The 13,717-nt window shown below is 64.9% G+C and carries 13 protein-coding genes; all 13 read right to left on the reverse strand.

Features of this window, described 5'->3' with window-relative positions:
- Positions 1 to 34 precede the first annotated feature (34 nt).
- The 13 genes from cysM to serC all read right to left on the reverse strand — a co-directional run bounded on the left by cysM (position 35) and on the right by serC (position 13,704).
- Complete coding sequence (gene cysM / locus ABCV34_RS07055) at positions 35 to 946, reverse strand: cysteine synthase CysM (protein ID WP_345798726.1); 912 nt, start codon at positions 944 to 946, stop codon at positions 35 to 37.
- A gap of 171 nt (positions 947 to 1,117) precedes the next feature.
- Entirely contained in the window at positions 1,118 to 1,576 is a 459-nt protein-coding gene (locus tag ABCV34_RS07060) for a helix-hairpin-helix domain-containing protein (protein WP_345798497.1), read from the reverse strand.
- A gap of 136 nt (positions 1,577 to 1,712) precedes the next feature.
- Entirely contained in the window at positions 1,713 to 2,711 is a 999-nt protein-coding gene (rfaD, locus tag ABCV34_RS07065; RefSeq protein WP_345798498.1) for an ADP-glyceromanno-heptose 6-epimerase, read from the reverse strand.
- Positions 2,708 to 3,643 carry a D-glycero-beta-D-manno-heptose-7-phosphate kinase gene (gene rfaE1, locus ABCV34_RS07070; protein WP_345798499.1) on the reverse strand — a complete coding sequence of 312 codons (936 nt, stop codon included), beginning with the start codon at positions 3,641 to 3,643 and terminating at the stop codon, positions 2,708 to 2,710. The genes rfaD and rfaE1 overlap by 4 nt, the downstream gene beginning before the upstream one ends.
- Entirely contained in the window at positions 3,640 to 4,857 is a 1,218-nt protein-coding gene (lapB, locus tag ABCV34_RS07075; protein ID WP_345798500.1) for a lipopolysaccharide assembly protein LapB, read from the reverse strand. Before lapB ends, rfaE1 begins: the two co-directional genes overlap by 4 nt.
- 15 nt (positions 4,858 to 4,872) lie before the next feature.
- A complete protein-coding gene (locus ABCV34_RS07080; protein ID WP_345798501.1) occupies positions 4,873 to 5,196 on the reverse strand; it encodes a lipopolysaccharide assembly protein LapA domain-containing protein in 324 nt (107 codons plus the stop codon).
- A gap of 117 nt (positions 5,197 to 5,313) precedes the next feature.
- Complete coding sequence (locus ABCV34_RS07085; protein WP_345798727.1) at positions 5,314 to 5,664, reverse strand: integration host factor subunit beta; 351 nt, start codon at positions 5,662 to 5,664, stop codon at positions 5,314 to 5,316.
- Between the two features lie 8 nt (positions 5,665 to 5,672).
- A complete protein-coding gene (rpsA, locus tag ABCV34_RS07090) occupies positions 5,673 to 7,385 on the reverse strand; it encodes a 30S ribosomal protein S1 (protein ID WP_345798502.1) in 1,713 nt (570 codons plus the stop codon).
- Positions 7,386 to 7,492: 107 nt separating this feature from the next.
- Positions 7,493 to 9,481: a bifunctional 3-phosphoshikimate 1-carboxyvinyltransferase/cytidylate kinase gene (locus tag ABCV34_RS07095; RefSeq protein ID WP_345798503.1), complete on the reverse strand. Its 1,989-nt coding sequence runs from the start codon at positions 9,479 to 9,481 to the stop codon at positions 7,493 to 7,495.
- Complete coding sequence (locus tag ABCV34_RS07100) at positions 9,478 to 10,371, reverse strand: prephenate dehydrogenase/arogenate dehydrogenase family protein (RefSeq protein WP_345798504.1); 894 nt, start codon at positions 10,369 to 10,371, stop codon at positions 9,478 to 9,480. The genes ABCV34_RS07095 and ABCV34_RS07100 overlap by 4 nt, the downstream gene beginning before the upstream one ends.
- Complete coding sequence (gene hisC / locus ABCV34_RS07105; RefSeq protein ID WP_345798505.1) at positions 10,368 to 11,480, reverse strand: histidinol-phosphate transaminase; 1,113 nt, start codon at positions 11,478 to 11,480, stop codon at positions 10,368 to 10,370. The genes ABCV34_RS07100 and hisC overlap by 4 nt, the downstream gene beginning before the upstream one ends.
- A gap of 12 nt (positions 11,481 to 11,492) precedes the next feature.
- Positions 11,493 to 12,581: a prephenate dehydratase gene (gene pheA, locus ABCV34_RS07110; RefSeq protein ID WP_345798506.1), complete on the reverse strand. Its 1,089-nt coding sequence runs from the start codon at positions 12,579 to 12,581 to the stop codon at positions 11,493 to 11,495.
- Positions 12,574 to 13,704, reverse strand: a complete 1,131-nt coding sequence (gene serC, locus ABCV34_RS07115; protein WP_345798507.1) for a 3-phosphoserine/phosphohydroxythreonine transaminase — start codon at positions 13,702 to 13,704, stop codon at positions 12,574 to 12,576. The genes pheA and serC overlap by 8 nt, the downstream gene beginning before the upstream one ends.
- Positions 13,705 to 13,717: the final 13 nt, after the last annotated feature.

Genomic DNA, 13,717 nt, shown 5'->3' on the forward strand with positions numbered 1-13,717 from the left:
CATCCCGGCGCCCACCAGGACGCCGGGTGAAGGATCAGCCAAACACGCCGGTGGACAGATACCGGTCGCCGCGATCGCAGACAATGAACACGATCGTGGCGTCACGCACCGTCGCGGCCACCCGAAGCGCGGCAACCGCCGCGCCGGCCGACGAAATCCCGCCGAAAATGCCTTCTTCGGCCGCCAGGCGCCGTGCCATGGACTCGGCCTCTTCCTGCGTGATCGGTTCGAAGGCGTCGACCTGGGCTGGATGATAGATGCTGGGCTGGTAGGCTTCCGGCCATTTGCGGATGCCCGGGATGTGGGCGCCCTCGGCGGGCTGGGCACCGATGACCCGGATGGCGGGATTGCGCTCGCGCAGGTAGGAACCCACGCCCATGATCGTGCCTGTCGTGCCCATGGCGCTGACGAAATGCGTCACCTGGCCATCGGTCTGTTCCCAGATCTCGGGCCCAGTGGTTTCCCGGTGAGCACGTGGATTGTCCTCATTGGAGAACTGGTCCAGCACGACACCCTTGCCCTCGGCCTGCATGCGCAGGGCCTCGTCGCGGGCGAATTCCATGCCGCCCTGGTCGGCAGGCGTCAGGATCAGTTCGGCCCCGTAGGCCGTCATGGCCGCGCAGCGTTCCTGTGACGAGTTGTCGGGCATCAGCAGGATCATGTGATATCCCCGCACTGCGGCGGCCATGGCCAGGGCGATCCCGGTATTGCCGCTGGTGGCCTCGATGAGGGTGTCGCCCGGCCGGATGTCACCGCGCAATTCCGCTTGGCGGATCATGCAGAGCGCAGCCCGGTCCTTGACCGAGCCGGCCGGATTATTGCCTTCGAGCTTGGCCAGGATGACGTTGCCGCGTGCCGCGCCGAATGCTTCGGGCAGACGTTGCAAACGCACCAGAGGGGTGGAGCCGACGATGTCTTCGATGGTGGGATAGGTTTTCATGGACAAAATCATACACCCGGCCAACGCGGTCGGCCGGGCTTGTCCGTCAGACAAATAAGCTTATCGATCCAGGTCATATGCGCACCCGTGCGAAGGCCATCGACCCGCGCACAAACCCGGAGCGCACTCCCTCGAACCATACCGTCCGGCCCATTCACGAATCGACCGGACGGGACATTACCGTTTCTGTGAGGACACCCTGCCCGCCGGCGCGACCTTTGTGGCGTCGGCCGCCTGCCGCTCCTGGGCGCCTTGTCCCGACAGACGCATGCCCCCGCCATCGATGGTCAACCCGGCGGACTGCAAGGTCTGGGCACGGCGCGGCCCGATGCCGCGCACCCGGTCGGACAGATCCGCGAAGGACAGATATTTCCCGCCACGGGTCCGCTCGTCGAGGATGACCTGGGCCGTCTTGGAGCCAATGCCCCGGACGCCTTTCAGCTGATCCAGGGTTGCCGTATTGAGATCGACGGCACCGGCCGTTCCCGCCCAGGTCAGGGCGGCCAGGCTGGCGGCCCTGACGGTACGGGACAATCGCGGGGCGGCGGGCAGACGCCAGTGCCGGCCACGCGGCTGGCTGGACGGCACGGCGTCCGGCCGGGCCTGGGCGACGGTGTTATGCAGGAAGGGGTTCATAACGGAGCTCCTGTCGAATTGAAAGAGGTCCGTCCATGATGCCGGCAACGCCGCGCCGGCGGTCGATGCCTTGATCGGTTTTGTCACTGCGGAAAAACCGAACCTGTCGGATCGGCAAGCGCTGGCCCGACCGCCGCTATCGCAACTGCCCGCCTTCGAGCAGGCACTGGACGTAGGCGCTGACGCCGGTCTGCACGTCGCAGAACGCCCCTGTGTATCCCGCCGCCCGCAACTGGCCGAGGTTCGCTTGGGTGTGGCTCTGATAGCGCCCCTTCAGGTCGTCCGGAAACGGGATGTAGCGCAGTTGACCGCCCGCCACCAGTTCTTCCAGCGGCAGGGCCAGCTGGCCGCGGTGTACCCGCAGGCTGTTGACCACGGACTGCGCCACGTCGTTGAACGGCTGGGCGCGTCCGGTGCCACAGTTGAAGATGCCCGAGACTTCGGGATGATCCAGAAAATGCAGATTCACCCGCACGACGTCATCGATGTAGACGAAATCGCGCTGCTGCCCCCCGTCGGGATAACCGTCCCAGCCGCCGAACAGGCGCACGTGGCCTTCTTCCACATACTGGTTCATGTTGTGAAAGGCGACCGAAGCCATGCGGCCTTTATGCTGTTCGTGGGGACCATAGACGTTGAAATACCGCAGACCCACGACCTGGGCGGTGAGTTTGTCCATGCGGCGCCGCAGCACCTGATCGAACAGCAGCTTGGAATAGCCGTAGACGTTCAACGGAGATTCATTGGCGGGATCCTCGACATAGCGCGGGCCGGCGCCATAGACAGCCGCCGAGGACGCATACAGGAACGGGATTTCACGGTCCTGGCAGTATTCGAAGAGTTCCAGCGTGACGCGGAAGTTGTTGTCCATCATGTACTGGCCGTTGCGCTCGGTCGTGTCCGAGCAGGCCCCCTGATGGAACACGGCATCCGGACGGGGCAGCTCGCCCGTCAGGACGCGGCGGCGGAATTCGTCCTTGTGCAGATAATCGCCAATCCGCAGATCGACCAGATTGCGGAATTTGTCGCCGTCGGTCAGATCGTCGACCGCCAGAATGTCCGAAATACCGCGGGCATTGAGCCCGCGTACCAGGTTGCTGCCGATGAAGCCGGCCGCGCCGGTGACTACGATCATGATGACAACTCCTCTGCCGTCACAATGGATGTTCCCAGTTTGCCGACGACGATGCCACCGGCCCGGTTGGCCCACAGCATCGCATCGTACCAGTCCAGGCCCGCTGCCCGGGTGACGGCCAACGTGGCCAGTACGGTGTCCCCCGCCCCGGAGACGTCGAAGACTTCGTGGGCCTGGGCATCGGCATGCTGGCGACCCGCCGCCGTGTACAGGGTCATGCCCTGTTCCGAGCGGGTGACCAACAGCGCCTCGAGGTTCAGTTCCTGACGCATCGCCTGGGCGCGGCGGGTCAGGTCGTCTTCGGAGTCCCAACGGCCGACCGCATCCTGCATCTCGCTGCGATTGGGCGTGACCAGCGTGGCGCCCTGGTAACGTCGATATTGGTGCCCCTTGGGATCGACCAGCACCGGGACACCCGCATCTCGGGCCGCCTGGATCAGGGGCTCCACACGCGCCAGCGCGCCTTTTGCGTAGTCCGACAGGACCAGCAGGTCGTAATCCGCCAGAGCCGCGCGAAATTCCGTATCCAGGGCATCCAGCGCCTGGGAACCGGGGCCCTGTTCGAAATCGACACGCAACAACTGCTGCTGGCGCCCTAGCACACGCATCTTCAGCGTCGTGTCCATGCCTTCGGCGTCTTCGACCAGCCCGTCATGGATGCCCGACCCACGCACTAGCGCCCGGACCCGCGCCCCCGCCTCGTCGGAACCCACGATCCCCATGAGCCCAACCTGTGCGCCCAGGGCCGCGATGTTCCGGGCGACGTTCGCCGCGCCACCCAGACGATCCTCGCGCCGGGCGACTCGCACCACGGGGACGGGCGCCTCCGGCGAAATGCGGTCCACCTCGCCGAACCAGTAGCGGTCCAGCATGATGTCACCCACCACCAGAATCCGCGCCGCATGAACGGCCGACGCCGGAAACAGCTTCATCGAATTTCCTCCAGGCGTCGAGGCCGATAGGTTTCCCAGGCATTGCATCCCGGGCATTGCCAGTAATAGCGGCGAGCTTCGAACCCGCACTGACTGCAGGCATAGCGATCGAGCCGCTGGGTATGTTTGTGAATCAGGCTGCGCAGCAGACCGAGGTCCAGATCGGCACCCGGGATCAGGCTGTTGCGCGTGCCGTGGTCGCCTTCCTGGGACAGCTCGACTTCCAGCAGGCGATCGAGCCCCAGCAGCGAGGGATGGGCCCGCAACGCCTGACGGGCAAAGGACCAGGCCGGCTCCACGCCATCCCGGGCGCGCAAGGCGCGAAAGACGACATTGAACAAGTCCAGGGTCGGCATCATCGCATATTGCGCCCGGAGCAACTCGAGACATTCCTCGGCGCGCCCCAGGATTGTGCAGCAGGCCAGCAAAGGCTCGGCCACCAGCCCCGCGTATTCCGGCGCGGTGTTCAGGACATCCCGCAGTTGCACGCGTTGCGCTTCGACATCCCCGCGTCTGGCGGACCACTGGGCGCGCAACAGACGGATGCGGGTCTCGGAGGCCGGCGTGGCGCCGTTCTGACGTGCGGCGTTTTCAGCCGCATCCAGAGCCAGGGCGGCAGCATCGAAATCGACCGGATCGGATTCCAGCAGCACCTGGGCACGCTCGCAGTGATAGTGGGCGAGCTGCGGCACCGGTTCGTCGGCGCGGCCGCGCAGCTGTTGAACAGCCTCGATGGCTCGCGGCCAGTCGTGCTCGGATTCGTAAATGCGGATCAGGGCACGGATGGCTTCCTGGGCGTGGCGCGTATGCGCGATGGCCTGGAAACCGTGTTCCGCCCGATCGAGCATCCCGGCCTTCAGGAAATCCTGGGCAAGTTCAAACTGCGCATTCTCGCGGTCGGCCAATGGCAGGTCCTCGCGGGAAAGCAGGCTTTGATGCACACGGATCGCCCGCTCGATCTCGCCTCGGCGTCGAAACAGGCTGCCCAGCGCAAAGTGCAGTTCCGTGGTTTCGGGGTCGAGCTTGGCCACCTCGATGAACGCGTCGATGGCGCGGTCAGGCTCTTCGTTCAGCAGGAAATTCAGGCCTCTGAAGTAGGAATCGGGCAATGTCCGTGTTTCCGACAGCATCTGCCGGAAATCGAAACGCGCCGCGAGCCATCCCAGGCCGAACAGGACCGGGACGATGATCAGCCACCAGGGTTCGAAATCCACGCGAGTCCTGCCCGGTCAGAGTGGAGCCAGGGGCGCCACGGTTTCCGGGATGACAGGCCCGGACGTCGACAACGGATGCGCGAGCGCATCCTGGGCACGGGATAGTTCGCGCCGTAAGCGGTTGATCTCGCGCCGTCGGCGCAGCACCGCGGTGAACGCCACCAGCAGGCCGAAGACCACGCCCAGCACGAAAGCCGCGAGCATCACCACGATCAGGGGCACCTGATGCAGCACTCGATCGGAGAAGAAGCCGACATCCACCGGTGCCGTGTTTTTCAGGGCAAAAAGCAGCACGATGACGAAGATCACCAGGCGCAACAGCCAGACCAGATAGCGCATATGCCACGCTCCTCGAGACGGAATCCCGACATTGTAAGGGGAAAAAAATCGGCGACCCGCGGGCCGCCGATTCAATCCAGTCTGAAATCATCCACGGGGATGATTTCGTATCCGGAGTCATTCATTGTAAAGACGCATCTGATACAAGTCCGCGACCGTCGCTGGTTCATCCGGGTCACCGGCATCCGGCCCCAGATCCACCCGCTCGCGCAATTCCTTGCCGGGCTTGAAGTGCGGCACCAGTTTGGCTGGCACCAGCACTTTTTCGCCGGATTTCGGATTGCGCCCGACACGCGGCTGGCGCTGCGACAACGAGAAGCTGCCAAAGCCGCGAATCTCGATGCGCTGGCCCTGGGCCAGCGCATCGGACATCGCGTCCAGTACCGTTTTCACTGCCAGGTCCATATCGCGGATCGCCAGTTGTGGATAGCGACCCGCCAGCATGGCAATGAGCTCGGACTTGGTCAGACCAGGCATCAGTTGTCGCGCTGCTGATCGAGTTTGGCCTTCAGCAGGGCACCCAGATTGGTGGTCCCCGAGGAGGCGCTGGCTTCGGTCATACGCTGGATGGTCTCGGCCGTTTCCGCATTGTCGCGCGCCTTGATCGACAGCTGGATCGAACGCACCTTGCGGTCGATGTTGACGATCATGGTTTCGACTTGGTCACCCGCATGCAGCACGGTGGTCGCGTCTTCGACGCGGCCGGCGGAGATTTCAGATGCGCGCAGGTAGCCTTCGACGTCCACGGACAGGGTCACGACCGCGCCCTTGGGCTCGACGGATTTCACCGTGCCGGAGAGGACGGCACCCTTGTCGTAAGTGGCCACGAAGTTGTTGAACGGATCGCCTTCGAGCTGCTTGACGCCCAGGGAGATGCGTTCCTTGTCGGTGTCGATACCCAGCACCACGGCGTCGAGCTCGTCGCCCTTCTTGAAGTTGCGCACGGCTTCTTCGCCGGTTTCCGTCCAGGAGATGTCGGACAGATGCACCAGGCCGTCGATACCGCCCGGCAGACCAACGAACACGCCGAAGTCGGTGATGGACTTGATCGCGCCGTGGACCTTGTCGCCACGCTTGAAGTTGGCGGCGAAGTCTTCCCACGGATTGGGGCGGCACTGCTTCATGCCCAGCGAGATGCGGCGGCGATCCTCGTCGATTTCGAGGACCATGACTTCGACTTCCTCGCCCAGGGTGACGACCTTGCGCGGATCGACGTTCTTGTTGGTCCAGTCCATTTCGGAGACGTGCACCAGACCCTCGATGCCGGCTTCGACTTCGACGAACGCGCCGTAGTCGGTCAGGTTGGTGACCTTGCCGAACAGGCGGGTGCCTTGCGGGTAGCGGCGGCCCAGGCCGATCCAGGGATCTTCGCCCAGTTGCTTGACGCCCAGCGACACGCGCTGCTTTTCCTGGTCGAACTTGAGGACCTTGGCTTCGATTTCCTGACCCACCTGAAGGACTTCGGAGGGGTGGCGGACACGACGCCAGGCCATGTCGGTGATGTGCAGCAGGCCATCGATGCCGCCCAGGTCGACGAACGCGCCGTAGTCGGTGATGTTCTTCACGATGCCCTTGACCACCGCACCTTCGTGCAGGTTCTCGAGCAGCTTTTCGCGTTCCTCGCCCATGCTGGCTTCGAGCACGGCACGGCGCGACAGCACGACGTTGTTGCGCTTGCGGTCGAGCTTGATGACCTTGAATTCGAGGGTCTTGCCTTCGTAGGGGGTGGTGTCCTTGACGGGACGCAGATCGACCAGCGAACCGGGCAGGAACGCGCGGATGCCGTTGGTCATGACCGTCAGGCCGCCCTTGACCTTGCCGGTGATGGTGCCGTTGACCAGTTCGCCGGATTCCAGGGCTTGTTCCAGCTGCAGCCAGGCCGACAGGCGCTTGGCACGGTCACGCGACAGGATGGTGTCGCCATAGCCGTTTTCCAGGGAATCGATGGCCACGGACACGAAATCGCCGTCCTGGACTTCCAGTTCGCCCTGATCGTTCAGGAATTCTTCCAGGGGGATGTAGGCTTCGGACTTCAGGCCTGCATTGACCACGACGAAATTGTGGTCGACGCGCACGACTTCGGCCGAAATGACCTCGCCGGAGCGCATGTTCTGATCCTTGATGCTTGCGGCAAACAGATCGGCAAAGCTTTCGCCGCCCAGCGCGGCTTCGGTGGTAAGGGTGGACATGAACAGTAATCCATACGCCCCGAGGGGCAATCATGACACGCCAGGATTTCCCCGGCGGAGTGAGCAAAAATCCCGCATGACGGCAGCCGGAAGACCGACAGGATCCGTCAGGCGGGCCCGCGTGCCGACCAGAGGTCGAGCACCTGTTGGACAACATCATCGATCCCGGCATGGGACGAATCGATCGTCACCGCACCCGCTGCCGCAACAAGCGGCGCATGTGCGCGATCCCGATCCCGTGCATCACGGGCGCGAAGATCACTTAAAAGGTCGTCTAGATTAGCAGAAATTCCCTTGCCACTCAACTGCTTATGGCGCCTTCGGGCGCGCACGTGGACATCGGCGTCGAGGAAAATTTTCAGCGACGCATCGGGAAAGACGACGCTGCCCATATCCCGCCCGTCCGCGACCAGGCCCGGTGCCTGGCGGAATTCGCGCTGACGCGCGAGCAGCGCCTCGCGCACCGCCGGCCAGGCAGCCACTCGGGAGGCCAGATTGCCGATCTCTTCCTGGCGGATCCGCCTGGAGACGTCTTCGCCACCCATCAGGATGGCGCCGGACTCGAAACGCACGTCCAGGTCACGGGCCAGGCGTGCCGCCTGCCTTTCGTCGGATCCATCGCCGCCCGCCCCCAGGATGGCCAGCGCCGTGAGCCGGTAGAGCGCGCCGCTGTCCAGCGCGTGCCAGCCCAGATGCTCGGCCACACGCTGGGCGATGGTGCCCTTGCCCGAGGCGGTCGGCCCGTCGATCGTGATAACCGGCGCACCGGATGCATCCTGCAGCAGGCCCTGAAAATCCCTGAAATAGGCTGGATAAGTCTTGGCGACGCAGTCCGGATCCAGGATCGTGACAGGCACGGGACCGAACGCCGCCAGCGAAAAGCACATGGCCATCCGGTGATCGTCGTAGGTACGGATCTCGGCGGCCTGCCACTGCCCGGCCGTCAGCGGATGAACGGTCAGGCTGTCCTCGTCGGATTCCACATGGGCACCCAGACGGGTCAGTTCGGCATGCATGGCCGCGATCCGGTCCGTTTCCTTCACCCGCCAACTGGCGATGTTGCGCAGGCGGCAGGGGCCGTCGGCGTACAGCGCCAGGACGGCCGCCGTCATGGCCGCGTCCGGAATGAGATTGAAATCCCGGTCGAATGCCCGCAGACGCGCGCCGTCGGCCACCACCCCGCCCTGGACGACCACAGCGTCGGATTCGTAACGAACATCGGCTCCCAGGGCCTCGACGACTTCGGCGAAGGCCAGGTCGCCCTGGATGCTGTCGCGGCCCATGCCTTCGATGCGGATCGGCCCGCCGGCAATCGCCCCCAGCCCGAGAAAATAGGAAGCCGAGGAGGCGTCGCCCTCGATGCGGTAGCGGCCGGGACTGCGATAGCGGGCACCCGCCGGGATCGTGAAGCGATCCCAGCCCTCGCGCTGGACGGTGACGCCGAAACGCGCCATCAGGTTCAGCGTGATGAGGATGTAGGGTTTGGAAATCAGGGGCCCGTCCAGTTCGATCACGACGTCGCGGCCAGTACGCCCGGCGGCGACCGGCGCGGCCATCAGCAGCGCCGTCAGGAACTGGCTGGAGACCGAGCCGCGCACGCGGATCGGCTGATCCGGATGCAACGCGCCCTGCCCGATCCGCAGCGGCGGATAGCCGTCCTGCGTCTCGTATCCGACTGCGCAGCCCAGCCCCCGCAGGGCCTCGACCAGATCGCCGATCGGCCGCTCGTGCATGCGCGGCACGCCCGACAGCCGGTAGTCCCCGCCCATGACGGCCAGCACGGCCGTCAACGGCCGGAACGCGGTGCCCGCATTCCCCAGGAACAGGTCCGCCCGCCGTTGGGGCCAGATGCTCGAACCGGTCACGCGCAGCCCACCCGAATCCAGCGCATGCAGATCGACGCCCAAAGTCCGCAGCGCCGCGACCATCACACGGGTATCGTCGGAATCCAGCAGACCGTCGAGTTGGGTGGTGCCGTCGGCGAGCGCCGCCAGCAGCAGCGCGCGGTTGGAGATGCTTTTGGAACCTGGCAGGACGACGGTTCCGCTCGCCCGGACAGACGGCTTCAGGGTCAAAAAAGGTGTTCGATCGTTCATGGCATTTGGCTGCGGCCACCCCAGAAGCGACGGGCCAGCGCGGATTGATCCAGCAGGGCTTCCAGAGTACCTGGATGCGTGTCGTCCTCGAGCGCCGCGCGCCAGATCTTCAGGACCTGCTCGAAGTCGTCGAGTTCACGCAACACGGCTGCACGATTGGAAAAAAAGATGTCGCGCCAGACCTCGGGGGACCCGGCCGCGATGCGTGTGAAATCCCGAAAGCCCGTCCCCGCCAGGTTGAGCCGAGTGTCGGCGTCCTGAGTATGGACCACCTGCCCCATGTAGACCGCGGACAGGAAATGCGGCAGATGGCTGACGCTGGCCAGCGCCTGATCATGGGCGACCGGATCCATCAGCAGCACACGGGCACCACAGGCTTCCCAGATGCGGATCAGGCGATGCTGCACGGCGCCGGGCGTCTCGTCGAAGGGCGTCAGAACGACCTTGCATCCGTGGTAGAGCAAGGGGTCGGCGGCTTCGGGGCCGGTCATCTCCGACCCGGCGACGGGATGCCCGGGGATGAATTGCGGATGGCGATCCCCCAGGATATCCCGCGCCAGCCGGGCGACGTCGGACTTGGTGCTGCCCGCGTCCGTCACCAGTGTGCCGGGGCGCAGCAGCGGCGCCAAGGTCTTCAGGATGGCGGGCATGGCCCCGATCGGGGTCGCCAGAAAGATCAGATCGGCCTGGGCGGCAGCCTGACTCAGGTCGGCGACCTCGTCGATCAATCCCAGTTCGCGGGCACGCCGCAGCGATGCCGGCTGGCGCCCCACCCCCAGAACCCGCCCGACCTGTCCCACCCGACGCAAGGCGGCTGCGAAGGATCCGCCGATCAGGCCGGTTCCGACGACCGCCAGGACAGGGACCAGAGGGTCGGGAACACTGGTCATGTGCCGAGAATATCCGACAGCGCCTCGACGAAGCGGGCATTTTCCTGCGGCAACCCGATGCTGACCCGCAGATGCTGCGGCAGACCATCGCCCGCCACGGGCCGGACGATGATGCCCCGGCGCAGCAGTTCCGTATTGATACGCGGCGCGTCGCCGACCCTGACCAGGACGAAGTTCGTGTGGCTGGGCACGAAATCCAGCCCGAGCGATTTGAACGCGCCCTGCAACTGGGCCCGACCATCACGATTCAACGCATAAGTGCGCGCCAGGAAATCGGTGTCGGCCAGCGCCACCCGTGCGGCCAGTTGCGCCAAGACATTGACGTTGAAAGGCTGGCGCACCCGGTTCAGCAAATCGGTCAGGGGCGGCTGGGCCAGTGCGTAACCCACCCGCAATCCGGCCAGCCCGTACGCCTTCGAAAAGGTGCGGGTCACGATCAGGTTGGGATATTCCTGAACCCACCGGGCGCTATCGACCCGTTCTGCCGGATCCAGGTAGTCGTCGTAGGCTTCGTCCAGCAGAACAGTCACGCGTTCGCCGTGACGCGACCGCACGGCGTCCAGAAAGGCCTTGACCTGATCAGCCGGCACGTGGGTGCCGGTCGGGTTGTTCGGATTCGCAATGAACACCAGGCGGGTGTCATCGGCGATCGCGTCCAGCATGGCGGGCAGGTCATGGCCGTAATCCCGGGCTGGCACCATCAGATGACGCGCGCCGCGCGCCTGGGTCGCCAGTCGATACACTGCGAACGCATGCTGCGCGTAGACCGCCGATGTGCCCTCGTCCAGCAAGGCCAGCGAAGCCAGTTCCAGCAGGTCGTTCGAACCATTGCCCAGCGTGATCCAGCTGGCCGGCACGGCATGACGCGCGGAGAGATCGGCCTTCAGGTCAAAGCCGTTGGGATCCGGATAACGCCCCTGCAGGGTACCCGCCGCTTCGCTGAGCGCTTCGCGCACCCGGCCGGAGCAACCCAGCGGATTCTCGTTGGAGGCCAGCTTGATGATGCTGGCCGGATCCAGACCGAATTCCCGGGCGAGTTCCTCGATGGGCTTTCCCGGTTGATAGGGCGCGATTGCGCGGACGTGTTCAGGCGCCAGGGACTGAGTCATGAAAGCATCACCTCATTGCCGGGGATAGGAACCCAGAATTTTGAAAAAAGCGACTTGCTGGCGCAATTCGGCGAGGGCCTGGCTGACAGGCTCGTCCTGGTGGTGACCCAGCAGGTCGACGTAAAAGTAATATTCCCACTGGCCGGTGCGGGCGGGTCGCGACTCGAACCGGGTCATGGAGACGTCGTGCCGCGACAACGGCGCCAGCATCTCGTAGACCGCGCCGGCTCGGTTGGGCACCGCCAGGATCAGGCTGGTCTTGTCCCGCCCAGTCGGGCCGGCATCGTGGGGCCCCACCGCCAGGAAACGGGTCTGGTTCTGCGGATCGTCCTGAATGCCATTGACCACAGCGCTCAGCCCCCAGGCCGCCGCCGCGGCATCGCCCGCGATCGCGGCACAAGCGGGATCGTCGGCGGCCATTCGGGCCGCCTGGGCGTTGCTGGCCACTGGCAGGCGCTCCAGCCCCGGATGGTTGCGGCTGAGCCATCCCTGGCACTGGGCCAGCGCCTGGGGATGTCCCAACACCTGCCGCACGCCTTCCAGGCCGCCGGTCAGGGTCAGCAGATTGTGATGGATGCGGATGGTGCGCTCGCCCAGGACTTTCAGCGAGGAATTGAGCAACAGGTCGAGACTGCGGTTGACCGCGCCCTCGGTGGAGTTTTCCACCGGCACCATGCCGACATCCGCCTGTCCGGCCTCGACCACGCGAAAGACCTCGTCGAACGAGTCGCAGCGCAGCCCGGTGATGGCCTGGCCGAAATGCTCGTAGGCCGCCTGTTCGGAAAACGAGCCCTGCGGCCCCAGAAATGCCACGGTCAGCACGCTTTCGAGCCCCCGGCAGGCGGAAATGATCTGTCCCCAGATCGCCGCCACCGCCGCCTCGGGAATCGGTCCCATATTGACCGACTGCAGGCGGCGGATGATCAGCGCCTCGCGTTCAGGCTTGAGAATGGGCCCGCTAGCATCGAATCGTTTTTTTACGTCGCCCACCTGCAGGGCAGCCTGGGCACGCTGATTCAGCAGCACCAGGATCTGCTCGTCGAGCGTATCGATCCGGGCCCGCAGAGGTTCGAGGCTGGACTTCAAGTCCTGATCAGCCATGACGCGCCTCGAAATCCCGCAGGAAGTCGATCAGCACCTGAACACCCTCGAAGGGCATGGCATTGTAGAGGGACGCCCGCATGCCGCCGACGGCCTTGTGTCCCTTGAGCGCAAGCAGGCCGGCCGCTTCCGATTGCGCCAGGAAGGTGGCGTTGAGCGATTCGTCCCGCAGGAAGAAAGGCACATTCATGCGCGAGCGCACTGCCGGATGAATGCGGCTTTCATACAAGGACGATCCGTCCAGATAGCCGTACAGCGCAGCAGCCTTGCGCGTGCTGGCCACGTCCATAGCCGCCACGCCGCCGTTGCGCAGCAGCCATTTGAACACCAGCCCCGCCATATAGATGGCGTAAGTCGGCGGCGTATTGAACATGGATTGCGCCCCGGCGACATTGGTATAGTCGAAGACCGAAGGGCAATGCGGCAAAGCATGGCCAAGCAGGTCTTTACGCACGAACACCAGCGTGACGCCGGCGGGGCCGGCATTTTTCTGGGCGCCGGCGTAGACTAGGCCAAGCTTCGAAAAATCGATGGACCGCGACAGGATGTTCGACGACATGTCGGCGACCAGCGGCACGTCCGGCGCGCCCAGGCTCGCCATGTCGGGCATTACCGCCTGCTCGACACCACCGATCGTCTCGTTGGCACACAGATGCAGATAGGCCGCATCGGGCCGCACGCGCCATTGATCCTGGGCCGGCAACCAGCACCACGCACCGTAGCGGCGGCCATCGAAATCGGCTTCGGATTCAGCGGTGGCCGCGACGGCGATGTCGCCGTAGCGCTGCGCCTCGTTCCAGGACTTGCGCGCCCAATGCCCGCTGAGCACATAGTCGGCGCGGCCGCGTCCCGCGCGGCCGATCAGGTTCAGCGGAATCACAGCATTCTGCGCCGACGCGCCGCCCTGCATGAAAAGGACCTCGAAATCGTCGGGCACCGCCAGCAGCGCGCGCAGGTCGGCTTCCGCCTCGTCGCGAATGCGGCTGTAGTGCTTGCCACGATGGCTCATTTCCATGACCGACATGCCGCTGCCTTGCCAGTCGCACAAGTCGGCGGCGGCCTGTTGCAGGACTTCCAGAGGCATGGTCGAGGGGCCGGCCGCAAAATTCCACGGGCGATTCATGAAGGATCCTTAA

The organism is Castellaniella sp. MT123, from assembly GCF_039614765.1.
Classification (GTDB): Bacteria; Pseudomonadota; Gammaproteobacteria; order Burkholderiales; family Burkholderiaceae_B; genus Castellaniella.

Coding starts and splice junctions, on each gene's coding strand:
- ABCV34_RS07060 (WP_345798497.1), bottom strand. CDS start 1,576: ATGAACCCCTTCCTGCATAACACCGTCGCCCAGGCCCGGCCGGACGCC.
- rfaD (WP_345798498.1), bottom strand. CDS start 2,711: ATGATCGTAGTCACCGGCGCGGCCGGCTTCATCGGCAGCAACCTGGTA.
- rfaE1 (WP_345798499.1), bottom strand. CDS start 3,643: ATGAAGCTGTTTCCGGCGTCGGCCGTTCATGCGGCGCGGATTCTGGTG.
- ABCV34_RS07080 (WP_345798501.1), bottom strand. CDS start 5,196: ATGCGCTATCTGGTCTGGCTGTTGCGCCTGGTGATCTTCGTCATCGTG.
- rpsA (WP_345798502.1), bottom strand. CDS start 7,385: ATGTCCACCCTTACCACCGAAGCCGCGCTGGGCGGCGAAAGCTTTGCC.
- ABCV34_RS07095 (WP_345798503.1), bottom strand. CDS start 9,481: ATGAACGATCGAACACCTTTTTTGACCCTGAAGCCGTCTGTCCGGGCG.
- ABCV34_RS07100 (WP_345798504.1), bottom strand. CDS start 10,371: ATGACCAGTGTTCCCGACCCTCTGGTCCCTGTCCTGGCGGTCGTCGGA.
- hisC (WP_345798505.1), bottom strand. CDS start 11,480: ATGACTCAGTCCCTGGCGCCTGAACACGTCCGCGCAATCGCGCCCTAT.
- pheA (WP_345798506.1), bottom strand. CDS start 12,581: ATGGCTGATCAGGACTTGAAGTCCAGCCTCGAACCTCTGCGGGCCCGG.
- serC (WP_345798507.1), bottom strand. CDS start 13,704: ATGAATCGCCCGTGGAATTTTGCGGCCGGCCCCTCGACCATGCCTCTG.